The organism is Gordonia amicalis NBRC 100051 = JCM 11271 (assembly GCF_000332995.1).
Classification (GTDB): Bacteria; Actinomycetota; Actinomycetes; order Mycobacteriales; family Mycobacteriaceae; genus Gordonia; species Gordonia amicalis.
Genome location: NZ_BANS01000003.1, coordinates 85339 through 111024, shown reverse-complemented (window position 1 = coordinate 111024; position 25686 = coordinate 85339). Strand labels below are relative to the sequence as shown.

The following is a 25686-nucleotide window of genomic DNA, read 5'->3' as shown; positions in this document are numbered from 1 at the left end:
CCGGTGTGTCTCTCAGCGCGGAAAACCGCTCTCAGGTGCGGAAATGCTGATGCGACAAAAATAGGAACGGTTTGTTACCGGCCGATGAACGCGTAGATATATTCCGACCGGTGAGCAGCGGGGCCGGGCGTGTCAATCGTGGCGGACGTCGAGGAGGTCTGCGTTCTCGATGATCGCGCTCTCGAGTCGCCCATGATGCCGGTGCGCGACCTCGAGGACCGCTGAGGTGTCGCGGGCGGCGAAGGCGTCGAGCAGGTCTTCGTGATCGGTGTTGAGTGCCGCCTGTGTCTCCGACGGTACCGATCGCATCATCTGGAAGGGTTCGGTGAGGTTCCAGGTCGCCTCGAACATGTTGAGCAGTCGCGGCATCGCGCACGGCGTGGTGAGGGCGCGGTGAAACTCGCGGGACACGTCATGAAATGCCTTGCCGTCGTTGAACTTCACCGCGACGAGGAGTTCGGCGTGGCGGTCCCGGGCGATCTGGAGCGACGTCTCGTCGATGAGTTCGACCGATCGGGCGAGGGCGGCCTGTTCGAGGGTTCCACGAACGAAGTAGATCTCGCGGAGCTCGTCGGTGGACGGTTGGCTCACGCGGTATCCGGCATGGGGCCGGTGCACCACGAGACCCTCGCCGACGAGCGTCTTCAGCGCCTCGCGTACCGGTATCGGGCTGACCTGGAAGACGTCGGCGATCTCGGCGGGTGGGATCTGGGTGCCGGGAGGCGCGCCACCGGACAGGATCAGCCGGCGGAACTCCTCGAGGACATTGGCGCGCTCGTTGCCCGTGCGGGTCTCCGCGAGCTGTGCGAGCAACCGGGCGGTCATCCGCCGGGTCACCGCATCACTCCGGAGCGGCTCGGGTACTTCGCGATCCACTCGGCGACGGCCTCGGTCAACCGATGCTGGTTGCTGCGCTTGACGATCTCGTGGCCCTCGTCGTCGAACATCAACATCTCGGCGACCGCGCCGCGGGCCTGCAGTTCGGCGACGATCTGCTGTGACTCGCTGACCGGGACGTTGGTGTCGTGTGCGCCGTGGACCACGAGCAGAGGCGCTCGCACATCGTCGATGCGGTGGATGGGGGAGAGGTCGGCGAGCAGCTCGCGGTCTGACTCGGGGTGGCCGTACTTGGTGTACGCGGCGACGGCGATCCACGGTTCGGTGTTGCGGAAGAAGGATTCGAGGTCACTCATGCCGCAGATGGCGATGCCGGCGGCGAACACGTCGGGGTAGAAGGTCAGGCAGGCGAGTGTCAGGTAGCCGCCGTAGGAGCGGCCCGAACAGTACACCGAGTCCGGATCGGCGATACCCAGCCGGCACAGCAGTTCCGCGCAATCCGCGGCGTCGTCGATGCCCGCGTAGCGGCCGTACCGGTCGTCGGCGTGGGAGAAGAGGCGTCCGTAGCCCGACGATCCGCGGACGTTGGGGGCGAAGACTGTGATCCCGGCGTCGACGAGGGGCCCGAAGAGGAACTGGTAGTCCGGTCGGGTCTGGCCCTCGGGGCCGCCGTGGAAGTAGAGCAGGGTCGGGCCGGGTCGCTCGTCGCGGCTCTTCTTCGCGGACCGATAGAGAAAACCCGAGAGCGGCATGCCGTCTCGCGCGAAGAACTCCACGAGTTCGGGGCGGAGGAGGCTCGAGGGGCCCTCGCCGGTGACGACGTCGTCGCGGACGGGTGTCACCGTCCGGTTCGCGACGTCGATCAGGTGGACGAGCGGGGAATGCTGTGGGCTCGAGACGGTCACCGACACCACCGAACCCGCCGCGCTGATCGAGAGATCGGACGCGACCTCGCCGGGCAGCTCGACCGGTGGATGCAGCGTCTGGTCGGGGAGTGTCAGGATCTGCAACTCGCTGCGGCCCTTCAAATTCCACAGGAGGGCGACCGTGGACTGGTCGTGGCTGACCGCGAACTCGTCGAGACCGATGTCGACGCGTTGCGCCATCACCCGGAACCGCACGCCGAACTTGCTCACCTCGACGCCGAGGAGTCGCGGGAACTTCGCGTCGAAGTCGCTGCGCACCAGCGCCTGGACGCTGTCGAGGTCGCGGATCGGTTCGTTGGGAGCGGGGACGAAGACCAGCGACGGATGGTCGAAACCCTGGTCGAGCACGTAACCCTGATCGGTGACCGCGCCGGGGTCCTGGGGGAGCAGCGGGGTCATCGTGACCTCGTCGTCCGGCGAATCGGGGTGGCGCCGGATCAGGAGCATGTCGTGATAGCCGCGCGGACCGACCCGGACGAGCGTCGCACCCTTCCAGGAGTCGATCAGTTCGCTGCCGACCCGCAGGTCGAGGGTGCGGGTGGCCTGGGTGCCGGGATGGACGCGCAACGCATGCGTCGTGCCGTCGTGGTCGATCGCCGTGAGCAGAACCCAGTCGGTGTCCCAGCCGACGAGGCGGACGGTCCCGTAGGACCGGCCGTCCGGGCGGGTGGCCGCGATCCGGTGCGCGGTGTCGTCGTCGGGGTCAGTGGTGACGACCCAGACCTGGTGGTGCTCACCGCCACTCGGGGCGATCTCGACGGCCAACCACCGGCTGTCGGTGGAATGCACGATCTTCCGGACCGGGCCGGTGGACCGAACCTTCACCCAGCGCAGGTCGCCGACACCGTCACGGGACAGGGATCGTTGCGCCGCACGGGGATAACCGTTGCCGTCGTCGACGATATAGGCGAACGCACTCCCGTCGGGGGAGAGCGAGGCGCCATATGTCTTCCAACCGCGGTCGTCGAAACGAAGGATGGTCACCGTCGGGAATTCGCTTCCATCGTCTGGAGCCACATCTCGAGGAGGGCGGCCTGCCACAGCTCGTTGCCGTCGAGCCGGGTGCGGATGCCGTTGGGGTCGCCGAAGAGCTTCTCGAGGGCCTCGGGTCGATAGAGGCCGCGATCGACCGCGGCCTGCGAGCGGAGGGTGTCGGTGACGAGGTCGAGGACTCCGCCGGTCAGATGGCGGATGCCCGGCACGGGGAAATAACCCTTGGTCCGGTCGATCACCGCCGAGGGGAGGAGCGCCCGGCTGGCCTCCTTGAGAACACCTTTGCCGCCGTGTGCGAGTTTGAGTTCCGCCGGACAGGTCGCGGCGAGTTCGACGAACTCGTGATCGAGGAAGGGCACCCGCGCCTCGAGCCCCCACGCCATCGTCATCGTGTCGACTCGTTTCACCGGATCGTCGACGAGCATGACAGTGGTGTCGAGGCGCAGCGCCGCGTCGACGGAGGTGTCGGCACCCGGTGCGGACTGATGTGCATGTGCGAAGGCGAAACTGGGATCGTAGCCGGCCTCGAGGAGGTACTCGTCGGCGAGGATGCTGCGGATGTCGGAGTCGTCACGGTCGAAGAAGACGTTCGCATAGGCGCGGGTCGTGTCCTTCCGCGGCACCCCGCGCAGCGGCGGATACCAGCTGTACCCGCCGAGGATCTCGTCCGCGCCCTGCCCGGACTGGACCACCTTGATGGACTTGCTGACCTCCTGCGACAACAGATAGAAGGCCACGCAGTCGTGACTGACCATCGGCTCACCCATCGCCGCGATGGTGTCGGGGATCGCGGGCAGCAGCCGGTCGGTACCGATGTGGATCTTGTGGTGGTCGGTCCCGAAGGTGTCCGCGATCAGGTCGGAGTAGGCGTACTCGTCGCCGGATTCTCCTGCCGCCGAATCGAATCCGATGCTGAAGGTGGCCAGGTCGGTCTGGCCCTGCTCGGCGAGCAGGGCGACCACGAGTGACGAGTCGACACCGCCGGACAAGAGCACGCCGACCGGGACGTCGGCCACCATGCGGCGCTTGACCGAGGTGCGCAGCGAGTCCAGTAGTTCGGCATGCCAGCGTTCCTCGTCCCAGTCGGCACGGTCGGGGTGGGGCGCGAAGGTCGGCTCCCAGTACTTCCGCTCGGTGCGCCGCCCGTCGGGGTTGACCGTCATGACCGTGGCGGGCGGCAGCTTGCGGATGCCGTTGTAGATGGTGTGTGGTGCCGGGACCACTGCGTGAAAGCTGAAATAGTGGTGCAGCGCAACACGATCGATCGAGGTGTCGACGTCACCGGCGCGGAGCAGGGCCTGCACCGACGACGCGAAGCGGAGTCGTCCGGGCGTGTCGGCGAGGTACAGCGGCTTGATGCCGAGGCGGTCGCGGCCGAGGGTGACGACGCCGGTGTCGGTGTTCACGATCGCAAACGCGAACATGCCGATGAAATGGTCCACGCAGTCAGGGCCCCAGGCGTGGAAGGCCTTCAGGATCACCTCGCTGTCGGCGTGGGAGAAGAAGGAGTACCCCTTTCCCTCGAGTTCGGCCCGCAGTTCGTGGTGGTTGTAGATGCAACCGTTGAACACGAGTGCCAGCCCCAGCGTCGGGTCGATCATCGGCTGGCTGCCCTTCTCGGACAGATCGATGATCTTCAGCCGCCGATGCCCGAGAGCGACAGCCCCTTTCGCGAAGACGCCGCTCCCGTCGGGGCCGCGGCGCGCCATCTCGCAGGTCATCGCATCGACGGTCGAGACGTCGGGCACGCTGCCGTCGAAACGGATCTCGCCGCATATTCCGCACATGATCTCTGTCCTCCTGCTCGGTGGCGCCTGCCGGTCGGCTCTGCTGTGACAAACCGTCCCTCTTCGATACTGCCGCACTCCGGGCGCGGACCCCGAAGGTCTGCACCGCACCGGGGGCGGCGTCGACGACGGGGCCATCCCTCACCCTATGAGCATCCCCGCCGGGTGGCAGGCCGAGACGGTGTCGCGCAATCGGCCCGACACACGGGTGACCTCTGGCTACTATCTCCACGGCGGAGGGAAAGACCAATGTCAGCACAGGTCCACGTGGTGATTCGAGCGCTCGCCGGTGTCGTCATCGGCACGGTGTTCGCGGTGGTGGCCGGTATGGTGCCGGCTCCGGCATCGGCAGCCCCGCAGGGCTATGCACCCGGTCCGGGATGCGCGTGGCAGCTGATGTCCAACAGCACCGACCTCAACGTGGCCTTTCCCGACGCCAATGCGACTTACTGGGTGCTGCCCTACGCCCTCGGTCCGGGGGATTCGATTCGTCTGTCGGGGACCTTCCCGGCCGCCCGGTATTTCTCACTCAATACCTACGGGACGGATCTCGACACCGTCGACACCCTGCGTGACGACGCCATCCGACCTGACCCGGGCAGCATCAATCCCTATGTCGCTCCCGTGGCCATGCCTGCGCCGGCCGAGCGGCGCTGGCATGCGACGGTCGTCCCCGGGGCCGCCGACCACTCGCGGAACGAGATCCGGGGGTTGCCCGCCGGACAACAGGCGCCCGTCGGATTCCTGCTCGTCCGGATCTACGTGCCCGACGACGCCGCCTCGCCGAACGGTGGTGTCACCTTGCCGGCGGTCACCTTCTCCGTCGGCGGGCAGTCGATTCCGCTGCAGCCGTGCGCGCAGCCGTTCAACCCCCGGCGGTACCAGGGGCCGATCGCCGCGGCTCTCACGCGTGTCTTCGACGACTTCATCGAGCGCGCCGCAGCGGCGTCGTTCCCCGACAACGCGGCCGAGGTCACCTTCACCAACCCGGCGACCACCGCGGGACTCTTCCCCAACGGCGACAACAAGTACGTCGGATCGCCGCTGACCTACCGTCCCGGCCGCGTGGCCGTCATCCGCGGCAAGGCGCCGACGTTCCCCGACAGCCGTGCCGGCCAGTCGCCGGCCACCCCCGGTCCCCAGGTGCGGTACTGGTCGATGTGCCAGAACGACAAGGTCACCCCATATCCGGTGGTGGCGTGCGCGGCCGACTTCCAGACCCGACTCGACGCGGACGGTTACTACACTTACGTGATCGCGGCGCCCGCGGACCTGACGCCCGACCAGGTCGCGTCGTCGGATCTGACGGTGATTCCGTGGGGGACCACCTCCGTCGAGCGCAAGATCGTGTTCCTGCGCCACATGCTGCCGTCGCCGCAGTTCTATCCGCGGTCGGTACAGGCATCTCAGGACTCGGGCGCACCGCCGGCGTCGACGATGGGTCCTTACTATCCGCGCGCGACCTATTGTTCGGCGGAGACGGTGCGAACGGCAGGGTGGCAGGCCTGCTACCGGTGACTACCTGGGCGTCACCCAGGTGGTGATGTCGCAGTGGACCACCTCGACAGAACTTCGGAGCGGAATTCGCGCAGCGCCGCCGAGCGGGTTGTCTTTCGTACCGTGAATCTGACGGGCTTGTGGAAGCAGGCGAAGCCTGGTTGTCAGGTCCAGATATGCTCCCTGTTCGTGACATAGGGGGCAAAGTGAAGGACGTTTCCGTTGAGCTCGGGGAACTGGCAGCTGCAGCCCAGCTGACCGGAGTGTGGACCGAGGACTGCGCTGACCAGTTCAGGGCGACCGGTAAGCGGTTGAATGAAAGTCTCAACGTTTGGCTGGTACGTCGGGTGCGGCTATGGAGAAGATCACGACTCGGTGGGGGGAAGCCAGTCGTCGGCTTGTCGAGCAGGTCGGAATTCTGTCAGCCGGATTCCAACTTGCTCACTACGAGTTGTCGTCTGCTGATCGCGAGAGTGCCGACACGATCGAGCGCCCCAAATTGCTGAACCTGGACTAACGAGTGGTCACTGTTGTAGAGATCGACGGGTGGGACGCAGAACAGGTCCGCGAGGTGTTTCGTCAGACTGAGGAGAACATCCGGAACTGCGACACCATGGTCACACGGTTCGCGAATCTGACGGTCTTCGAAACCTGGTCCGGGGATTCCGCGGACGCCGCTGGTTCCCGCGTGGCAACGGCGGTGAAGGACTTCACCAACTTCCGAAACGAATCCGCTGCCATCGGTATGGCCGCTCGGAAGGCTGCCGAATCTATCGACGAGGTCAAAAGGCGACTTGAAGGGATTCGCGAAGGAGCAAGGCAGCTCGGCCTGACCGTCACGGACTCGGGGACAGTCGACGGACCCACTCCATCGCCTTCGGACACGACGTTTCCGCTCTTCGAAGTGTTGGAGTTCATCTCGAAGAAGGAAAGGCTTCAGGAGCAGCTCTCTCAGCTACTCGCCGACGCCGCTCAAGTCGACCAGGACCTGGCCACCGTCATCGATGCAGCAGATGGCGACTTGCCTGTCACCGACGTCGACCCGATCACGGGAACCAGCAGTATCTCGAGGCGAGCCAATCAGACAAAGGTCTTCGAAGATCGGTTCGGTCGCTCTCCATCGACGCCTAGCGATTGGAAGCTTGCGGAAGCGATGGACCCGAATACATACGATCCTCGGTATATGGGAACGGACTCTGCCGTCATCGTGAAATCGATAGACAAGGTTCCCGGCGGAGGCCTCGTGCGTGTGAACGCATTCATCCCACGTGACAACGTCCATAACATTCCTCACGACAACGCCGGCGACAGCAGGGGATTCGATGGGAGCGCAGGCGCGGAGGACAGCAGGGTGTCCATCTACATCGATTACGACAATGGTGTTGTGGTGATGCGTCAAAACCCGTCGGTCGAAATACCATCTGGAGCTGTGAAAGTCGGTAGCCCCACCCTCGGTGTGGCGCAGGATGGTGAACGCGTGCAGGTGACCTTTGAAGCGAAGGATCCATTCATGCCCTTCTACGACCAGGAAGTTGGCAAGTGGGCTTCGAGCACGGTGGAGGCCAGCGTGCGAGGAACCCTGGTTGCAGAGCCATACGACGGTGTGGAGCCAAGATTGGAAGGTCAACTCACCAACTATCCAGCCTGGGAGGTCTACGTAGACTCCGACTCTGGAGTCCCGACACAGGTCTACGGTCATATGCCGGACCCGACCGACCCGTGGGGGCCCGTAAAGCACTTGCCGGGGCATCACGACGTGAAGGTAGGCGGCAATTGATCGGACGATGGTTCCGGCCGTACTCACTCAGGCTCGCGGTCGTTTGCTTGCCGTTGAGCTACCTGGTTTTCGTAGCGTTCTTCTGGGGATGGACCTATATTGCAGCGGCCGACACGGCGACGACGAGCGCTGGTGAGGGGCTGGTCGTCGTCTCTGCTTGGTACGGAATGTCCTGCTATGTCTGGGCGCCGCTGCTGTGGGTCCTCGCCTCATTCATCGGGGTCCTAGTACGGCAGTTGCGAGCACGGCGACGCCAGGGGAGTGCCCTTACCTAGGCGTCACCCAGGTGGTGATGTCGCAGTGGACGACCTCGACACCCTTGGTGTCGACGATGCTCACCGACACCGTTACGTCGGTCCCGGTCGTGATGGCGTCGAAGTCGACGTCGTCGGCGAGGCGCGCCTCGGCGGTCAGCCGAGTGGTCGCCTTGGTCAGGTAGGCGGTCTGCATCGCCTTGGGAATCCAGCGGTGCGAGGTCGGGGTGGTCGCCTCCATCAGTACGCCCATCGCGGCTTCGGCCAGGTTGCACGCGGCGATCGCGTGGAACGTGCCGATGTGGTTGTGGACGCCGAACCAGTTGGGTGCGGTGACCCGGGCGTAGCCCGGCTCCATCTCCTGGACGAGCGGCAGGACGGTCCCGAAGTACGGGGCCTTCGCGACCAGGCCGAGTGAGAACAGCACGTTCCCGAGGGGGATGCCGGGAAGCTTCTTCCGCAGGGCGAAGGTGGAGCTGAGGGCAGGCATGCAAATATCTTACTCGATAGTCAGTTGGCCGGAATCCGGCGTCGCTCACCGATTCCGTTCCCGCGCACCCTTCGCTTGTGAGCGGGAGCGGATCCGGTGAGCGAAAGTCGTCGGAAAGGGTGTGACGAAGCCGGATTTGAATCGGCACCGGCTCTGTTGCATACTTGTCGGGTTGCCTTGACCGGCGGACGCAGGTCGCACTCTGTGCCGACACCGCGGAAGCCGTCAGGTGAATGACTCCCAGGCCCGGTTTACGGGGACTGGGCGTGTAACGCGTGCTCCGAATCAGGTTCACGGGCTCGACACGCCCGACCGCGGGTGCCGGAGCAAACCGGCTCGTACCAGCGACGAGCCAACGTACAACGACAGATGAACAGCGTCGATTGCCGTATCTCACACGGTGGTCATGTGCTCAGCCGGCGAGAGCCTGCCCCTGGTCACGCGGTGTTTGTCTGTCGAGAACAACTGACGGAAGAGGACACAGCGTGGCGGGACAGAAGATCCGCATCAGGCTCAAGGCCTACGACCACGAGGCGATCGACGCTTCGGCGCGCAAGATCGTGGAGACCGTGACCCGTACGGGTGCACGTGTCGTTGGCCCGGTGCCGTTGCCCACCGAGAAGAACGTGTACTGCGTCATCCGTTCGCCGCACAAGTACAAGGACAGCCGCGAACATTTCGAGATGCGTACACACAAGCGACTCATCGACATCCTCGACCCGACCCCGAAGACGGTCGACGCGCTCATGCGCATCGACCTGCCGGCAAGTGTCGACGTCAACATCCAGTAGGACGGGGGCGAGATAAATCATGAGCAACCAGAGTTCATCCAAGGGCATCCTGGGCACCAAGCTCGGCATGACCCAGGTTTTCGACGAGAACAACCGCGTCGTTCCGGTCACGGTCATCCAGGCCGGCCCGAACGTGATCACCCAGCTCCGTACGCAGGATCGTGACGGCTACACCGCCGTCCAGCTCGCCTACGGTGCCATCGATCCCCGCAAGGTGACCAAGCCGGTCGCCGGCCAGTACGAGAAGGCCGGGGTCACCCCGCGCCGCCACCTGGCCGAGATCCGCGTCAACGATGTCAGCGAGTTCGAGGTCGGTCAGGAACTGACCGCCGAGATCTTCGCCGACGGCGCGCTGGTCGACGTCACCGGCACCTCGAAGGGCAAGGGTTTCGCCGGCGTCATGAAGCGCCACGGCTTCGCCGGTCTGGGCGCCAGCCACGGCGCTCACCGCGTGCACCGCGCACCGGGCTCGATCGGTGGCTGCGCCACCCCGGGTCGCGTGTTCAAGGGCATGCGGATGGCCGGTCGTATGGGTAACGACAAGGTGACCACGCAGAACCTCACCGTCCACAAGGTGGACGCCGAGGCCGGCCTGCTGCTGATCAAGGGAGCGATCCCGGGTCGCAAGGGCGGCATCGTGATGGTCCGCGACGCAGTGAAGGGTGGTGCGAAGTGAGCACCGAGACCACGACCAAGTTGACGCTGGACGTCAAAACCGCCGACGGCAAGACCAACGGAACCGTTGACCTGCCGGCCGCGCTGTTCGACGCTCCCGCCAACATCGCGCTGATGCACCAGGTCGTCGTGGCCCAGCAGGCCGCGGCTCGCCAGGGCACGCACTCGACCAAGACCCGCGGCGAGGTCCGCGGCGGTGGCGCCAAGCCCTACCGCCAGAAGGGCACCGGCCGCGCGCGCCAGGGTTCGACCCGTGCACCGCAGTTCACCGGTGGTGGCACCGTCCACGGCCCGCAGCCGCGTGACTACAGCCAGCGCACCCCCAAGAAGATGAAGGCGGCCGCTCTCCGCGGTGCGCTGAGCGATCGCGCTCGCAACGAGCGCATCCACGTGATCACCGAACTGGTTGCGGGGCAGGCCCCCTCGACCAAGTCGGCTCGCGAGTTCCTGGAGAGCCTCTCCGATCGTCGCAAGTTCCTGGTCGTGCTCGGCCGTGAGGACCTGACGGCGTGGAAGAGCGTGGCGAACCTGAACAACGTGCTGCCGATCGCGCCCGATCAGCTCAACACCTACGACGTCCTGGATTCGGACGAGGTGGTGTTCAGCGTCGAGACGCTCAACGCCTTCATCGAGCAGAACACGGCGGATGCCAAGGCTGCCGTCGAGAAGACAGCAGAGGAGGCCTGACATGACGACCGTTGCCGATCCGCGCGACATCATCCTGGCGCCCGTGATCTCCGAGAAGTCCTACGGACTCATGGAGGACAACGTGTACACCTTCCTGGTGCACCCGGAGTCCAACAAGACCGAGATCAAGATCGCGATCGAGAAGATCTTCGGTGTGAAGGTTGCCAGCGTCAACACGGCGAACCGACAGGGCAAGCGCAAGCGGACCCGCTTCGGTTACGGCCAGCGCAAGTCCACCAAGCGCGCCATCGTGTCGCTGACCGCAGACAGCAAGCCCATCGAGATCTTCGGAGGCTCGGTCAGCTGACCGGGGCTTCCAGAGAAGGACTAGAGACTCATGGCTATTCGTAAGTACAAGCCGACGACCCCGGGTCGTCGTGGGGCCAGCGGCTCCGACTTCGCCGAGGTCACCCGTGACCATCCGGAGAAGTCGCTGGTGCGTCCGCTTCACGGGCGCGGTGGCCGTAACGCTCACGGCCGCATCACCACTCGTCACAAGGGTGGCGGCCACAAGCGTGCCTACCGTCTGATCGACTTCCGTCGTAACGACAAGGACGGCATCAACGCCAAGGTCGCTCACATCGAGTACGACCCCAACCGCACCGCGCGAATCGCGCTGCTGCACTACGTCGACGGCGAGAAGCGCTACATCATCGCGCCGAAGAACCTGAAGCAGGGCGACATCGTCGAGAGCGGTCCGGCCGCCGACATCAAGCCCGGCAACAACCTGCCGCTGCGCAACATCCCGACCGGTACCCAGGTCCACGCCGTGGAGCTGCGCCCGGGCGGCGGCGCCAAGATGGCACGTAGCGCCGGCGCGTCGATCCAGCTGCTCGGTAAGGAAGGCGCCTACGCCACGCTGCGTATGCCTTCCGGCGAAATCCGCCGTGTCGACGTGCGCTGCCGCGCCACCGTCGGCGAGGTGGGCAACGCCGAGCAGAGCAACATCAACTGGGGCAAGGCCGGCCGTATGCGCTGGAAGGGCAAGCGCCCGACCGTCCGCGGTGTCGTCATGAACCCGGTTGACCACCCGCATGGTGGTGGTGAGGGCAAGACCTCCGGTGGTCGCCACCCGGTCTCGCCGTGGGGTAAGCCCGAGGGCCGCACCCGTAAGAACAAGGCCAGCGACAAGCTGATCGTCCGTCGCCGTCGCACCGGCAAGAACAAGCGATAACAGGAGGAGGTAAGAGAATGCCACGCAGCCTCAAGAAGGGCCCGTTCGTCGACGACCACCTCCTGAAGAAGGTGGACGTTCAGAACGAAAAGGGCACCAAGCAGGTCATCAAGACCTGGTCCCGTCGTTCGACCATCATCCCCGATTTCATCGGCCACACCTTTGCCGTCCATGACGGACGCAAGCATGTGCCGGTGTTCATCTCGGACTCGATGGTCGGGCACAAGCTGGGCGAGTTCGCCCCCACCCGCACCTTCAAGGGTCACATCAAGGATGACCGGAAAGCGAAGCGCCGCTGATGACTACGCAGACCGATAATCCGACCGCCAAGGCCACCGCACGCTTCGTGCGCGTCACGCCGATGAAGGCCCGCCGTGTGCTGGACCTCATCCGCGGCAAGAACGTGGACGAGGCCCTGGACATCCTGCGGTTCGCCCCGCAGTCGGCGTCCGAGCCCGTGTACAAGGTGCTGGCCAGCGCTGTCGCGAACGCCGAGAACAACCTGGATCTGGATCGCCGGACCCTGGTCGTCGCCACCGCGTTCGCCGACGAGGGCCCGACCCTCAAGCGCTTCCAGCCGCGTGCCCAGGGCCGCGCATTCCGTATCCGCAAGCGCACCAGCCACATCACCGTGGTCGTGGAGAGCCTGCCGGAGAAGGCAGCCGCCGGCCGTGGCCGTTCGCGTCAGCCGAAGAAGAAGGGAGCCTAGTAGTGGGCCAGAAAATCAACCCGCACGGCTTCCGTCTGGGCATCACCACCGACTGGAAGTCGCGGTGGTACGCCGACAAGCAGTACGCGGACTACGTCAAAGAGGATGTCGCCATCCGCAAGCTCCTCTCCACGGGGCTCGAGCGCGCCGGCATCGCGAAGGTGGAGATCGAGCGCACCCGTGACCGGGTTCGCGTCGACATCCACACCGCGCGTCCGGGCATCGTCATCGGTCGCCGTGGCGCCGAGGCCGATCGCATCCGCGGCGACCTGGAGAAGCTGACCGGTAAGCAGGTCCAGCTGAACATCCTCGAGGTCAAGAACGCGGAGTCCGAGGCCCAGCTGGTGGCCCAGGGCGTCGCCGAGCAGCTGAGCAACCGTGTGGCCTTCCGCCGCGCGATGCGCAAGGCGATCCAGTCGGCGATGCGTCAGCCGAACGTGAAGGGCATCCGGGTCCAGTGCTCGGGTCGTCTGGGCGGCGCTGAGATGAGCCGCAGTGAGTTCTACCGCGAGGGTCGCGTGCCGCTGCACACGCTGCGCGCCGACATCGACTACGGACTCTACGAAGCCAAGACCACCTTCGGCCGGATCGGTGTGAAGGTGTGGATCTACAAGGGCGACATCGTCGGTGGACGCCGCGAGCTGGCTGCGGCCGCTCCGGCAGCCGAGGATCGCCGTCCGCGCCGGCCCAGCCGGCCCCGGCGTAGCGGTGCCTCGGGCACCACTGCGACGAGCACCGACGCCGCACGCGCGGCCGAGGCCGCTCCCGCCGAGGCCACTGCTGGTGCGGCTGAGAAGCAGGAGGGCTAGGCCATGTTGATCCCACGTCGGGTCAAGCACCGCAAGCAGCATCACCCCAGCCTCAAGGGGCAGGCCAAGGGCGGCACCAAGGTGACGTTCGGCGATTACGGCATCCAGGCTCTGGAAGGCGCGTACATCACCAACCGTCAGATCGAGTCCGCTCGTATCGCGATCAACCGGCACATCAAGCGTGGCGGCAAGGTCTGGATCAACATCTTCCCGGACCGCCCGCTCACCAAGAAGCCGGCCGAAACCCGCATGGGTTCGGGTAAGGGTTCGCCCGAGTGGTGGGTCGCCCCGGTCAAGCCGGGTCGCGTGCTGTTCGAGATGACCTACCCGAACGAGGAGATTGCTCGCGAGGCCCTGCGCCGCGCACAGCACAAGCTCCCCATCAAGACCCGGATCGTGACCAGAGAGGAGCAGTTCTGATGTCCCTCGGAGTTGCTGCGAACGAGCTCCGCGAGCTCAACGACGCTGATCTGGTCGACCGCCTGAAAGAGTCGAAGGAAGAACTGTTCAACCTTCGGTTCCAGATGGCCACCGGCCAGCTCGACAACAACCGTCGCCTGCGGACCGTGCGTCGTGAGATCGCACGTATCTACACGGTCATGCGCGAGCGTGAGCTGGGCCTGGCGTCCGGACCGGAAGGTGACGACGCATGAGTGAGGACCAGAAGGTGACCGAAACCCAGACCCCCGAGCGCGCACGCCGCAAGGAGCGCATCGGCTACGTGGTCAGTGACAAGATGCAGAAGACCATCGTGGTCGAGCTGGAAGATCGTAAGAGCCACAAGCTCTACGGCAAGATCATCCGGACCACGAGCAAGGTCAAGGCACACGACGAGAACGGCGATGCCGGCGTCGGTGACCGCGTGCGGATCATGGAGACCCGCCCGCTGTCGGCGACCAAGCACTGGCGTCTGGTCGAGGTGCTGGAGAAGGCCAAGTAAGCCCTCTCCTCGCGAGATCTACACACGAACGGCCCGTTCCCTTTCGAGGGGGCGGGCCGTTCGTCGTTTCGGGTATCTCCCGGAGACGGTCGTGTTGGTCTCACCGACGGATTGACCGCGTCTCCGGCGAATGTGAGGGTGAACCTGATGGCCGCGACCGATGCATCTCCGACCGACATACCGATCGAACATCCGGCTTGGGCGCGTCGGGTCTTCGAATCCGACTCGGCCGAGCCGGATCTCGATCATGTCCAGCGAATCGGTGCCCGTTTCCTGGGTCTGGGCTTCATCGGTTATCCGATCGTCCTGCCCGCGGCGATCGCGTCGTCCGGATCGGTGACCGCCTCGTGGTGGGTGCCGCTGAGCATCGTGTTGTCGGTGGGCCCGGGAATCCTGCTGATCATCTTCAGTTTCCGTCCGGGCACGTCCTGGCTGGGTCCGTTGGCGCTTGTCACCTGGTCTGGGTTCCTGCTGTCGATCCTTTTGTGGTTCTGGGCGTGGACGGGCGCGACCCTGACCGATCCGGGGGACGTGGCGCAGTGGATGGTGGCGTTCTGCGGCATGCCCAGCATGGTGTTGATGCTGGTCCACGCCCGGCTCGGCGTGATCAGTCTGATCGTCTCCTCGGTGGCCTCGCATCTCTCGCAGCAACTCGGGCGGTTCGGCGAGCTGACCTCGGACCTCACGTTCGAGATCATGTGGTCGGTCGTTTTCACCTCGGTCTTCCTCGCGGTCGTCCTGGTCGCCACCCGCACGGGACGCCACCTCGACGAGACCCGGGAGGACACCTATCGGACCGCGGCGAACGTGGCCGCCTCGTCGGCCCGCGAGGTCGAGAAGGCGCGTTTCGACGCCATCGTCCACGACCGGGTGATCGCCTCACTGCTCGCGGTCGAACCGGGCAGACCCGACGAGCGGCTCGCCGCCCAGGCCCGTTCCGCACTCGAAGAACTCGCGCGGGTGCCCGGCCCCGGCGGCGCCGAAGCGCTGTCGCGGGGGGAGACGCTGGGTCGGATCAGGTCGGCGGCCGCGGATCTGGCCGAACGATTCGAGGTCCAGGTCCTGGGAGCGGAGGCCGGCGTCGACAGCCTCCGGGATGCCGGGTGGGATCGGGTCGACTATCCGGTGGAAGTCGTCGAGGCGGTGATCGAGGCGATGTCCGAGGCCCTGCGGAACGTGGTCCGACACGCCGGGCCGGACGCCGAGTGCGCGGTGATCGTGCAGCTGGCCGCCGACGCGTTGAGCATGGCGGTCGTCGACAACGGCAACGGGTTCGACCCGGAGTCGGTGGGGCCGGGCCGGGTCGGGATCGCGGTCAGCATCCGTGGCCGGATGGCGCGCCTGCTCGGCGGCCGGGCCCAGGTGAGCAGTCGCGAGGGCCGCGGAACCACCGTCCAGATCGGGTGGGAGCGTCCATGATCGGGAACTGCGAGCGCGGTCGCGACGTCGAGCGGGGCGCGGTCGACAACGCCTTCGGGATCGGCTCCTTCCCGCTGTGGCTGGCAATGGGGATCTTCGGCTGCGGATATCTCGTCGTCACGGTGTATGCGAACAACGACGTCACCGGGGTGTGGCAGTGGATCGGCATCATCGCCGGTTTGGTCTTCTTCGCCGCCGGCGGGTTCCTGATCCTCGACGTGCCGGGGGACCCGCTGCCGGTCGCGGCCACGGTGGTGATCTCCGTGCTCGCCGTCGCCGGCGTGACGGCCTCCCTGTTCTCTTTGCCGTTCCCGCTGACGCATGTCATGCAGACCGGACCGCCCATCGGGGCGTCGGTGATCGTCCTCGCGTTCGTCGCGGTACGCGGCCGTCCGTCGGCGGCCTGGACCGCGAGCATCGTCATCTCGGTGATCGCGACGGTGTGGGGTCATGTCGCGACCCAGGGCGCGATGTGGGGTCTGGCGGTGACCCTGCCCGGCTACGCGATCATGATCATGGGCTCGTTGTTCTCGCTCATGCTGCGGCCCATGGCCAGGCAGTTGTATGCACTGCGTGAGGCGAACGAACGGCAGGCGGCGCGCGACGCGGCCGCGGCCGCGGCCGCCGAGGTCCGGCATCGGCGACTGGCTGCTCTCGACGAACGGGCTCGGCCGATCCTCACGCGGATCGTCGAGCGCGGGGAGTTCAGTGCCGACGAGGTGGCTGTCGCACGCCTCATCGAGGCGCAGTTGCGCGACGGTATCCGGGCGTCCGATCTCGACCTTCCCCAGGTGCGGGATGCTGCGTGGCGTGCCCGGCAGCGTGGCGTCAAGGTGGTGCTGCTCGACGACGGAGGCCTATCCGTCCTCGCCGACGAGGAGGCCGCGCGGGCGCGAGACCATCTCGGTGCGGCGGTCGCCGAACTGCTCGCCGACGCCGAGAGCGGACGCGTGACGGTCCGTATCCACCCACCGGGGCGGAGCACGCTGGCGTCGGTGGGTGTCGACACCGACGATCAGGTCGAACTGGTCGAGTTCACGGCCGCAGGGACGGCGCATTCTTCGTCTTCTGCGACGCCCGCGTCGTCTGCGGACCGGTGGCCGGCCAGATGAACACGGCGACCGAGACCGGCGGCCCGGCAGGAGCGGTACGCGTGGCGCGTGTCGTCGAACGCGTTCGTCGGGGTCTCGGACGCGGTATCCGTGAGGATGCATCCGATCTCGACCGGCAGAAGCGAATCGGGTGCAGGTTCGTCGGGTGTGGGCTGCTGGCGTTCTGCGCCGTGATGCTCCCGACCGCTCTCGCGCGGGCCGATCTCGCGGCCGGTTGGTGGACGCCGGTGAGTCTGGTCCTGGTGGTCGCGCCGGCGGCGTTGTTGGTGGCGTCGACGTTTCTGGCCGTCCCGCGGGCCCTGCTGGGACTCGTGTGCGCGTGCGCCCTTGGCTATCTGATCGCGACGCTCCTGTGGTTCCCGGCGTGGCTCGGCGTCCCCGACGAGTCGGCTCGGTGGGCGGTGTGGTTGCTGCAGTTCCCGTCGGTGCCGAGCTTCGGGTTGGTCGTCATGCTCCGCACCGGCCTGGCGCTGACCAATCTCGTGGTCGCCACCTTCGCCGTGCACGCGGCCAATCAGATCGCGCGCTACGGGGAGCTCCGTCCGGTCGAACTGCTGAGCGTGCCGCTGTCCGTGGCGTTGGCCGGGGTGTTCCTGGCGGTGGCCCTGGCCGCGGTGCGCAACGTGCGTGCGCTCGATGAGCGACATCCCGCCGTGCTGGCGATGACCGCCCGGGCCGCGGCCGATGCGGCGCAGGAAGCGGAACGCTCCCGATTCGACGCGCTGATCCACGATCACGTGATCGCCACCCTCCTCGCGGTACGCGCGGGTCCGCCCGATCCGCGGCTCGCGGCGCAGGCGGCGTCGGCGCTCGACGAACTGGACCGCAGCGCGGTGGCGCCGTCGGAGTTCACGGCCAGGACATTCGCCGCCCGCGTAGAGGACGCCGTGTCCGCGGCGGGTGACCGGGTGTCGTGTACGAACGTGATCTCCGAGCCCGCGGCGAGCTATCCGGCCCAGGTGGTCGAGGACATCGTCGACTGCGTGGCCGAGGCAATCCGGAACTGTATGCGCCACGCGGGCACCGACTCGCGGTGCGACGTCACCGCCGAGTTCGGGGACGGCTTCGTCCGGGTCACCGTCGCCGACGACGGGGTGGGCTTCGACCCGGACCTCGTCGATCCGCGGCGATTCGGCATCGCGGTCGGTATCCGCGCGCGGATGGCCGGCCTCTCGGGCGGCAGTGCGGACATCGAGAGCGCGCCGGGGCAGGGCACGATCGTCGTCGTCGAGTGGAGACGGCCATGACCCCGATCCGGCGAGGTGATCCGATCGACCTCGACGAGACGACGGGCAACCTGTTCGGACTGGGCTCGCCGCTGCTCATCAGGGCCCTGGTCATCTTCGCGAGCGTCTACGTGGTGGTCACCGTCGGCGCGGGATGGGAGATCCGGTCGGTCGCGACGTGGGCGGCGCTGGCGGCGGGTTTCGTGATGTTCGTGGCGGCCGCGTCGATGCTCATGCGGTACGGCAGGTCGACGCTGCCTCGTGGCACCGCCGCGGCGGTGACGGTCCTGACCGTCGCCGGGCTCACGGTGTCGTTGTGGTTCTTGCCGCGCGAGACCTACCTGACCCTGCAGACCACACCGGCCACCTCGGCGATGACCATCATCCTGGCGATGGTGGTCCTGTACCGGCGGCCGTTGTTCGCCTGGGTCGGGGCGCTGTGCGCAACCGGACTGGCTGCGGTCGGCGGCGACCTGATCGGGATCGGATACGCGATCGGAGCCGGCAACACCTTGTTCTGCTACCCGGTGCTGGTGCTCGCCACACTGTTCGGACTCATGGCGATACCGATGCCCGACCGTCTCCGCATGCTGCGCGAACAGGCGTTCGCGCAAGCCGCCGAGGAGGCCGCGACGGCGGCGTCGGCCACCGAACGGACCAAGCAGTTGAAACGACTCGATGCCGGTGCTCGTCCGATCCTGGAACAGATCGCCGACGGGCACGAGTTCCGCCCCGAAGAGGCGCTCGACGTGCGTCTGACCGAAGCTCAGCTCCGCGACACCATTCGCGCACCCGGGTGGGACTCGCCGGAAGTGGGCAGATCGGTGTGGGCCGTCCGCCGACGAGGCGTCTCGGTGCGGTTGCTGGACGACGGAGGCCTCGACGCGTACGCGCCGGGTGATCTGGATGACACGCAGTCTCCGGGGAATCTGGCCCGTCGGATGCTCGTCGTCGAGTTGACCGCCATCGATTCCGACGGCGGGGGCCAGGGCAGCGTGACCGCCCGGATTCTCCCGCCAGGACGCGAGGTGCTCGCGTCGATAGTGGTCGATGTCGGTACGCGCATGCGTCGGGTGGAAATACACCGAGACGGCAGAGTCTCCGTCGACGCCACCTCGACGGGCGGGGTCGACGCCGCGGGCACGCCGAACGGGCCGGTCGCCCCGGCGTGACGTGTTCTCGTCAGCCCTGCTGACGGCGTAGCCAGCCGAGGACGTCGGGCGTCACCGGCCGCGCGGCGTCGGCGTACTCCGGGTGCTTCTCGAGGAACGCCGCCACCAGCGGGCACACCCCGACGATGACCAACCCGCGTGCCCGGGCGTCGTCGAGTGCCTCCCGGACCAGGATCGTGGCGAGTCCCCGGCCGCCGAACTCCTCGGCGACCTCGGTGTGGAAGAAGACCCGCTCGGTACCTGCCGCAGAGTCGGCTCGGTCCCGGTACTCGGCGAAGCCTGCGACGACACCCTCGGCTGTTCCGTCGACGGTGATCTCGTAGCGCTGGGCGGAACCGTTGTCGCGCACCGAGGTCTGGGCGCCGGTCTTGTCGGTGGTGGGCTCGTGTTGGGTCACGATGTCACCTTGCCACGATCGGCCCCTGGACGGACCACGGAAAGTCGATCCACTTGTCGGTCGTGCGCCAGGTGTAGTGGGGGACCGTGATGGTATGCGGCTTCTTGTAGAGCACGGCATTGCGTACTTCGGCGACGCGGCCCTGTTCCTCGCAGAAGTCGTTGACCAGTTGGAGGGTCTTGCCGGTGTCGGCGACATCGTCGACCACCAGAACGCGCTGATCGGTCAGACCGGTCGACTCGAGGAGCGACGGAAGCATGACCGGCTCCGCCAGGGTCTCGCCGACCCCGGTGTAGAACTCGACATTCAACGAGATCATCAGCTTGCAGTCCAGGGCGTAGGCGATCGCACCGGCCGGGATGAGACCTCCACGCGCGATGCCCAGGATGATGTCGGGTACGAACGCATCGTCGGCGACCTGCTGGGCGAGTTCCCGGCAGGCGACGCCGTTCAGTTCCCAGGTGAGGATCTCGCGGTCGGTGGCAGGTGTCGTCATGAGGACACTCTCGCAGAACACCGGCGCCCGTGCCGAGCCCAGCTCATTCGAATGATGAAAGAACATTAATCCGGAATGCAGAATCCTTCGCGCACGCGAATGGGGTTCGCGGCCGGGAATTGACGTAATGTGATTTCAGTCCGTTAACGATATTTCGGTCGCTCGAACTACATCGAAGGGCTGGCGCGACGAATCGATTGCGGTACATTCGGCCCCATGGCGGTGGTGACCGACAGTCAGATCAAGGCTATTCCCGGATGGTTCTTTCGTAGCGATTGGTCGATATTCCGATTCGCGCTCGAGGAGTCATCTCGACAAGTGGGAAAAGGTGACTTGCTGGAGTTGGGTGCCTATCTGGGGAAGAGTGCCGTACTGATCGGCGGCGATGTCGGGCAAGGCGAGACGTTCACGGTCCTCGATCTGTTCGGCGCGCAGGCGGATACTCCTGCGAACGCTGCGGAGAACGAAGATCAGTACCCGTCGCTGACGAGATCGCGGTTCGAGGAGAACTACCTGAAGGTCCACGACGCCCTTCCCTCGGTGATCCAGGCTCCGAGTTCGCAGGTTCTCGACCATGTGTCGTCGGGGTCTCACCGGTTCGTCCATGTCGATGCATCCCATCTCTACGAACATGTTGTCGGGGATGTTCGAGCATCTCGCGAATTGTCTGCGCCACAAGGGATCGTGGCGTTCGACGACTATCGGACCTTCCATGCGGTCGGGGTGTCGGCGGCTGTGTGGGAAGCGACCCGGGACGGCCTCAACCCAGTCGCCGTCACGGAGATGAAGATGTACGCAACGTGGGGTGACCCTGATCCGTGGGTCGACGCGCTTGCCCGGTGGCTCCCTTGGTCGGGTCTCGCCTTCGAGGAAGAGAGGATCGCCGAGAACGCAGTGTTCCGCGTGTGGAGGAAGCCGGGCGCGGTGATACGTGGATTGATGGAGTTACAGAAGCGCCGGATGTCCTGAGTTGTCCACCGGACGTGCCGGAACAGGTCCTCGGCGAACCGTCCGATCCAGGTGTGATGGCGACCCTCGTCGGCCTTACTGATGTGTGCACGAGCGTCTCATGTCAAATCTCTTTCGCCGGACGTTTCGTGCGGAGTCTCGACGGGTAGGAATCCCTCGCGTATTACCCGGCGGAATTCGAGATAAAGCAAGGCTTGTTCAGTTCCTCGACACTCGCCGGTTCGGGCATCGAAACTACTCGCCGCGTCGAATATCCGATTGGAGTGCTATGAGTAAATTGACCGTCGTGGTTCCGGCTTTCAACGAAGAGGACTTCATCGAAGGGTGTCTTGATCGTTTGGTCGACCAGACGCGGCCGATCGACGAGATCATCGTCGTCGACAACGGGTCGACGGACGCGACGCCGCAGATCGTGGATCGGTACGTCGATGCTCACCCCACGGTCACCCGCCTGGTCGAACACACGCCCGGCGTGATGGCGGCACGGCGAGCCGGCTTCGACGCTGCGACGTCGGACATCATCGCCAAGACTGATGCGGATTCTCGTGTCGCGCCCGACTGGGCGGAGCGGATCGTCGCCTTCTTCGACAGTGACGCGGGGACTGATCATGCGGCGCTCACGGGCCCGGTGCTGACCTGGGACGGACCGTTCTACGAGTTCCAGAGGAAACTTCAGACGAAAACACTCGGACCGCTCGGCGACGGCGGCGAGATCAAGAGCGTTCACGGCCCGAATTACGCTCTGCGGCGCACGGTGTGGCTGCGGGTGCGGGAGAAACTCCAGACAACCGATGACGTCTGGGAGGATCTCGATCTGGGACTCACGCTGTCCGAAACGGAACATCGGATCTACTTCGATCCGAAGGTGGCGGCGGACGCTTCATGTCGTCAACTCCGTCATTCCCCTTGGGCCAACCGCAGTTACATCACCGGCGGGCTACGGACGGCACGGGGCAGGAACAACGATGCCGCGATCAAGACGATGCGTATCGACCTTCCGATCCGATTCGTCATGTTCACCGGGATGTGGGTGCTCTTCCGTCCGTGGGATCCCACCAAGAAGAACTGGCGACTCCATCGCCTGTTCCTCCCACTCGAACGCGAGCGCCGACTCGTCACCAGCGGTCGTGCGGCGCGGGGGGACCGGTAGGACCGTCGTCACCAGGCGTCTTGCTTTCGCACAGCCCGACAGATCAGGCACACCGTGCCGGATCGCTAATGGAACCGGTTGCCCGACCGATATGTGAACGAAGATGTCCACCCGCCGAAGCGCGGTGTCTGTCGCTGAATGATTGCCGACGCCGGGGTGGATAGGCTGGTATGGGTCCGGGTCCGATACTCGGATCGCAGCGTTGGAAATCGACTGAGAGAAGAGATGCCCGTGGCCTCTGGTCAGCAATCCTCGGATGCCATGCGCCAACCCCGGCACCGGCGACCCGAAGACGAGCTCGCGGCGGACGACTCGGTCGCGGCCGAGGCCTCTGAGAACGGTTCGGATGACATCGCGGCGAGGCTCCAGGAGTGGCGCATGGAGAACGCGCGACTGGGTCTGGCAAACAGTGAATCGAGCGCTGAGGACAGTGCGGACTCTCCGGCGACGGAACCGTCACCGTCGCGCGGCGATGAACAGCCGACTCACCACCGGAACGAGCGCTCTGACGTCCAGGCGGTGCCGAACAGGGGGGACTCGCCCCCGGTCGCATCTGTCGCCGGCCACGACGATCGAGCTGCTGGGAACGGTGTGCCAATGCGAGCTGAGGACCCACGGTCGGAGGACGCAGCGCCCGGTGAAGTGAGGCCGAGTGATGTCCGCGAGCGTGGTGTCGCCGCGTCGCCGAACCCGCCTGCCATCGAGGTCACCAACCTGCAGAAGCGGTTCAAGGACACCGTGGCGGTGCAGGACGTCAGTTTCACGGTCCCCGCGGGAAGCATCGTCGCGCTTCTCGGGCCCAACGGTGCCGGCAAGACGACCACTGTGAACATGCTGTGCACACTCCTCAAGCCCGATGGCGGTACCGCCTCCGTGAACGGGCACGACGTGGTCGGCGATTCGGCCGCGGTTCGCCGGTCGATCATGCTGACGGGTCAGTTCGCCGCACTCGACGAGGCGTTGACCGGCCGCGAGAACCTGATCCTGTTCGGTCGCCTTCTCGGGCTGTCCAAATCCGCTGCCAAGATCCGCGCCGACGAGCTCCTCGAGACGTTCTCGCTGGTGGAGGCCGGCGGCAAGCGTGTCGGCCAGTACTCGGGCGGTATGCGACGACGTATCGACATCGCCTGTGGCCTCGTCACGTCGCCGAAGGTTGTCTTTCTCGACGAGCCGACCACCGGTCTCGACCCCCGTAGTCGTCTCGAGGTGTGGTCGCTCGTGGGACAGCTCCGCGACGAGGGCGTCACGATCCTGCTGACCACCCAGTACCTCGAGGAGGCCGACGTCCTGTCGGACAACATCGTGGTCATCGACAAGGGGCGCGTCATCGCCCAGGGCACGTCCGACGAGCTCAAAGAGGCCACCGGCGCGGCCTACTGTGAGGTGACGCCCACGCACGCGGACGACCTGCCCCGCCTGCAGGAGGTGCTGGCGGACCTCATCCCCGACGGTGCGTCGCCCCACGAGAACGTCGTGGCCGTACCGGCCCCGCGTGGAACGGAGACACTGGTGGAGGTCATCCGTCGCACGACCGAGGCCTCGATCGAACTCTCGGACGTCGCGATGCGGCGTCCGTCGCTCGACGAGGTGTTCCTGGCGCTCACCGATCCCGACCGCGGCGGGAGGTAGCCGATCCATGTCCGTGTCCCAGACCGGAGCCCTGACGTCGTCGTTCCGCGAGGTACCGGCCGAGGCCCGAACCCGACCATTGCAGCAGTGGTGGGCGCTCACCGCGCGCGGGGTCTCGAAGGTGTTCCGTAACGGCGAGTTCGTGTTCGCGTTCGTTTCGCCGGTTTTTCTCGCGGTGTGTTTCTACCTGCCGCTGAGCAGTGTGATGAATTCGTTCGGCGTGGACTATGGGCAGTTCCTCATGCCCATCATCGTGCTGCAATCGGTCGGCTTCGCCGCATCGTCGGCCGCGATGCGCGCATCATTCGACGACACCGAGGGAATCAACACCCGTTTTCGTGTGCTGCCGATGCCCGCGGCCGTCCCGATGGGTGCCCGGCTGGCCACGAACGTGACCCTGCTCGTGGTGTCGTTGATCTGCGCGACCGTGGCCTGCTCCGCGATCGGCTGGCGCCCGATGGGCGGTGTCGTCGGTACGGTCGGCCTGTACGCGGTGGCGTTCACCGTCGGAGTGCTCATCGCCCTGCTGGCGGACGGGATCGGGCTCGTCGCCGGTAGTCCCGAGGCCACCAGTCAGGCGATGATGCTGCCGACGCTGATCCTGGGCATGATGTCGACCGGCTTCGTGCCGGTGTCGCAGTTCCCGGAATGGATTCAGCCGTTCGTACGCAACCAACCCATCTCCCAGTTCGTCAACGTCATGCGGGCCACCGACTACGGCGCGCTGTCCTGGGACATCCTCCAGCCGACCGTGTGGTGGTGCGTCGGACTCTTCGTGACCGCCGTGTTCCTCCTGGCCATGGGTAGCCGGAAGGTCCGCTCATGATCGCCTCCGACGCCGGGAACAGCGCGGTGGGTCTGCAGACGAACGAGCCGGCGGAACCCGGCCACCCGAAGCCGGCCCTGGCCGTGGCCGGTGAGGCCGGAGTTCACGCGGAGTCCTCGGTCAGCGCCTGGTGGAGCCAGAGCCTGGCCCTGACCGGTCGTCAGCTGCTGGTCTTCGTCCGCGACGTCCCGACGCTGCTGCAGTCGCTGATCGTGCCCGCCCTGAGCATGCTCATGTTCAAGGTCGTGCTCGGCGATGCCATCGGCAGGGCGACCGGCCAGGACAGTGCTTACGGAACGGTCCCGCTGGTCATCCTGGTCGGCGCGATGTTCGGGTCGATCGCGTCGGCGACACGGCTCAACCGGGAACGCTCGACCGGGTTGCTGGCCAGGCTGTACGTCCTGCCGATCAACCGAGGAGCCGACCTCACCTCACGCGTGGCGTCGGACCTGGTCCGAGTGCTGGTCACGACGCTGTTGCTGCTGGCTGCGGGGCACTTGATCGGCTTCCGCTTCACGCAGGGCGTCGGTCCGGCGATAGGCCTGGTGGCGGTGGCGCTGGCGTACGGCGCGGCGTTCGGGATCATGACCCTGGCGCTGGCGGTCAACGCGGCTCCCGGGGCACCGATCGTTCCGTATCTCGGTCTCTTCTCGAGTCTGCTGATGTTCTTCAACTCGGGGTTCTCGCCGCTGAGCGCGTACCCGGAATGGTTGCAGCCGATTGTTGCGAACCAGCCGATGACGCCCGCCATCGATCTGATGCGAGCGTTCGCGGTCGGGGGACCGATAGCCGAGAACCTGCTCAAGGTGGGTATCTGGACGGTGGCGCTGCTCGCGCTGTCGATCTATCCGGCGCTCCGCGGATACCGGAAGGCCGCGACGGCCCGGTGAGGCCGACCGCAGCCGGTCGTTCGCATCCGTAACGTGTGGAGCGATCGATCGGTG

Annotated in this window: 28 protein-coding genes; 22 read left to right on the top strand and 6 right to left on the bottom strand. The window is 66.1% G+C overall.

The features are described 5' to 3' along the window. Positions 1-132 precede the first annotated feature (132 nt). The 3 genes from GOAMI_RS01885 to GOAMI_RS01875 are packed head-to-tail and all read right to left on the bottom strand — an operon-like array spanning position 133 to position 4543. A complete protein-coding gene (locus GOAMI_RS01885; RefSeq protein ID WP_040004506.1) occupies positions 133-825 on the bottom strand; it encodes a GntR family transcriptional regulator in 693 nt (230 codons plus the stop codon). A gap of 8 nt (positions 826-833) precedes the next feature. Continuing rightward, the gene (locus tag GOAMI_RS01880) at positions 834-2747 is read right to left on the bottom strand and encodes a S9 family peptidase (RefSeq protein WP_006434687.1); all 1914 of its coding nucleotides are present in this window, start codon (positions 2745-2747) and stop codon (positions 834-836) included. After that, the gene (locus tag GOAMI_RS01875; RefSeq protein WP_006434686.1) at positions 2744-4543 is read right to left on the bottom strand and encodes an N-acetylglutaminylglutamine amidotransferase; all 1800 of its coding nucleotides are present in this window, start codon (positions 4541-4543) and stop codon (positions 2744-2746) included. Before GOAMI_RS01875 ends, GOAMI_RS01880 begins: the two co-directional genes overlap by 4 nt. A 249-nt stretch (positions 4544-4792) precedes the next feature. Here GOAMI_RS01875 and GOAMI_RS01870 point away from each other — a divergent pair, with 249 nt between their 5' ends. Both GOAMI_RS01870 and GOAMI_RS01865 read left to right on the top strand, forming a co-directional pair. Next, entirely contained in the window at positions 4793-6061 is a 1269-nt protein-coding gene (locus GOAMI_RS01870) for a hypothetical protein (protein WP_006434685.1), read from the top strand. A 499-nt stretch (positions 6062-6560) separates the two neighbouring features. Next, positions 6561-7817 carry an Rv0964c family protein gene (locus GOAMI_RS01865; RefSeq protein WP_006434683.1) on the top strand — a complete coding sequence of 419 codons (1257 nt, stop codon included), beginning with the start codon at positions 6561-6563 and terminating at the stop codon, positions 7815-7817. Positions 7818-8084: 267 nt separating this feature from the next. Here GOAMI_RS01865 and GOAMI_RS01860 read toward each other — a convergent pair whose 3' ends face one another. After that, the gene (locus tag GOAMI_RS01860) at positions 8085-8561 is read right to left on the bottom strand and encodes a hotdog fold domain-containing protein (protein WP_006434682.1); all 477 of its coding nucleotides are present in this window, start codon (positions 8559-8561) and stop codon (positions 8085-8087) included. Positions 8562-9046: 485 nt separating this feature from the next. Between GOAMI_RS01860 and rpsJ the strand changes: the two genes are divergently transcribed. From rpsJ to GOAMI_RS01785, 15 genes are all read left to right on the top strand, one after another. Further along, the gene (gene rpsJ, locus GOAMI_RS01855; protein ID WP_003938093.1) at positions 9047-9352 is read left to right on the top strand and encodes a 30S ribosomal protein S10; all 306 of its coding nucleotides are present in this window, start codon (positions 9047-9049) and stop codon (positions 9350-9352) included. Between the two features lie 19 nt (positions 9353-9371). Further along, the gene (gene rplC, locus GOAMI_RS01850) at positions 9372-10028 is read left to right on the top strand and encodes a 50S ribosomal protein L3 (protein ID WP_006434681.1); all 657 of its coding nucleotides are present in this window, start codon (positions 9372-9374) and stop codon (positions 10026-10028) included. After that, positions 10025-10714, top strand: coding sequence for a 50S ribosomal protein L4 (gene rplD, locus GOAMI_RS01845; RefSeq protein ID WP_006434680.1), 690 nt, complete (start codon positions 10025-10027; stop codon positions 10712-10714). The genes rplC and rplD overlap by 4 nt, the downstream gene beginning before the upstream one ends. Position 10715: 1 nt before the next feature. Continuing rightward, positions 10716-11021 carry a 50S ribosomal protein L23 gene (rplW, locus tag GOAMI_RS01840; protein WP_006434679.1) on the top strand — a complete coding sequence of 102 codons (306 nt, stop codon included), beginning with the start codon at positions 10716-10718 and terminating at the stop codon, positions 11019-11021. A gap of 30 nt (positions 11022-11051) precedes the next feature. Beyond that, the gene (gene rplB / locus GOAMI_RS01835) at positions 11052-11888 is read left to right on the top strand and encodes a 50S ribosomal protein L2 (RefSeq protein WP_005194639.1); all 837 of its coding nucleotides are present in this window, start codon (positions 11052-11054) and stop codon (positions 11886-11888) included. 17 nt (positions 11889-11905) lie between these two features. After that, positions 11906-12187 carry a 30S ribosomal protein S19 gene (gene rpsS, locus GOAMI_RS01830; RefSeq protein ID WP_004020551.1) on the top strand — a complete coding sequence of 94 codons (282 nt, stop codon included), beginning with the start codon at positions 11906-11908 and terminating at the stop codon, positions 12185-12187. Further along, a complete protein-coding gene (gene rplV, locus GOAMI_RS01825; protein WP_006434678.1) occupies positions 12187-12597 on the top strand; it encodes a 50S ribosomal protein L22 in 411 nt (136 codons plus the stop codon). Before rpsS ends, rplV begins: the two co-directional genes overlap by 1 nt. Before the next feature lie 2 nt (positions 12598-12599). Beyond that, positions 12600-13406: a 30S ribosomal protein S3 gene (gene rpsC / locus GOAMI_RS01820; protein WP_004020549.1), complete on the top strand. Its 807-nt coding sequence runs from the start codon at positions 12600-12602 to the stop codon at positions 13404-13406. Between the two features lie 3 nt (positions 13407-13409). Then, the gene (gene rplP, locus GOAMI_RS01815; protein WP_004020548.1) at positions 13410-13826 is read left to right on the top strand and encodes a 50S ribosomal protein L16; all 417 of its coding nucleotides are present in this window, start codon (positions 13410-13412) and stop codon (positions 13824-13826) included. Further along, positions 13826-14059 (top strand): 50S ribosomal protein L29, encoded by a 234-nt coding sequence (gene rpmC / locus GOAMI_RS01810; protein WP_006434677.1) that lies wholly within the window; start codon positions 13826-13828, stop codon positions 14057-14059. Before rplP ends, rpmC begins: the two co-directional genes overlap by 1 nt. Beyond that, the gene (rpsQ, locus tag GOAMI_RS01805) at positions 14056-14346 is read left to right on the top strand and encodes a 30S ribosomal protein S17 (protein WP_006434676.1); all 291 of its coding nucleotides are present in this window, start codon (positions 14056-14058) and stop codon (positions 14344-14346) included. The genes rpmC and rpsQ overlap by 4 nt, the downstream gene beginning before the upstream one ends. A 147-nt stretch (positions 14347-14493) precedes the next feature. Next, entirely contained in the window at positions 14494-15765 is a 1272-nt protein-coding gene (locus GOAMI_RS01800) for a sensor histidine kinase (protein ID WP_040004504.1), read from the top strand. Next, a complete protein-coding gene (locus GOAMI_RS01795) occupies positions 15762-16877 on the top strand; it encodes a DUF8320 family protein (protein ID WP_006434674.1) in 1116 nt (371 codons plus the stop codon). The genes GOAMI_RS01800 and GOAMI_RS01795 overlap by 4 nt, the downstream gene beginning before the upstream one ends. Continuing rightward, positions 16874-18124, top strand: a complete 1251-nt coding sequence (locus tag GOAMI_RS01790) for a sensor histidine kinase (protein ID WP_040004503.1) — start codon at positions 16874-16876, stop codon at positions 18122-18124. The genes GOAMI_RS01795 and GOAMI_RS01790 overlap by 4 nt, the downstream gene beginning before the upstream one ends. Continuing rightward, entirely contained in the window at positions 18121-19275 is a 1155-nt protein-coding gene (locus GOAMI_RS01785) for a DUF8320 family protein (RefSeq protein WP_006434672.1), read from the top strand. The genes GOAMI_RS01790 and GOAMI_RS01785 overlap by 4 nt, the downstream gene beginning before the upstream one ends. A 10-nt stretch (positions 19276-19285) precedes the next feature. On the opposite strand, the gene GOAMI_RS01780 is transcribed toward GOAMI_RS01785, so the two are convergent. Both GOAMI_RS01780 and GOAMI_RS01775 read right to left on the bottom strand, forming a co-directional pair. Next, a complete protein-coding gene (locus tag GOAMI_RS01780; RefSeq protein ID WP_006434671.1) occupies positions 19286-19672 on the bottom strand; it encodes a GNAT family N-acetyltransferase in 387 nt (128 codons plus the stop codon). 4 nt (positions 19673-19676) lie between these two features. Further along, entirely contained in the window at positions 19677-20168 is a 492-nt protein-coding gene (locus tag GOAMI_RS01775; RefSeq protein WP_006434670.1) for a phosphoribosyltransferase, read from the bottom strand. 216 nt (positions 20169-20384) lie between these two features. Here GOAMI_RS01775 and GOAMI_RS01770 point away from each other — a divergent pair, with 216 nt between their 5' ends. From GOAMI_RS01770 to GOAMI_RS01750, 5 genes are all read left to right on the top strand, one after another. After that, positions 20385-21137, top strand: coding sequence for a class I SAM-dependent methyltransferase (locus GOAMI_RS01770; protein ID WP_006434669.1), 753 nt, complete (start codon positions 20385-20387; stop codon positions 21135-21137). An 85-nt stretch (positions 21138-21222) separates the two neighbouring features. Then, positions 21223-22287, top strand: coding sequence for a glycosyltransferase family A protein (locus tag GOAMI_RS01765; protein ID WP_238063960.1), 1065 nt, complete (start codon positions 21223-21225; stop codon positions 22285-22287). Between the two features lie 225 nt (positions 22288-22512). Next, positions 22513-23916, top strand: a complete 1404-nt coding sequence (locus GOAMI_RS01760) for an ATP-binding cassette domain-containing protein (RefSeq protein WP_157228256.1) — start codon at positions 22513-22515, stop codon at positions 23914-23916. A gap of 7 nt (positions 23917-23923) precedes the next feature. Then, positions 23924-24742, top strand: coding sequence for an ABC transporter permease (locus GOAMI_RS01755; protein WP_006434666.1), 819 nt, complete (start codon positions 23924-23926; stop codon positions 24740-24742). After that, entirely contained in the window at positions 24739-25632 is an 894-nt protein-coding gene (locus GOAMI_RS01750; protein ID WP_006434665.1) for an ABC transporter permease, read from the top strand. The genes GOAMI_RS01755 and GOAMI_RS01750 overlap by 4 nt, the downstream gene beginning before the upstream one ends. Positions 25633-25686 lie beyond the last annotated feature (54 nt).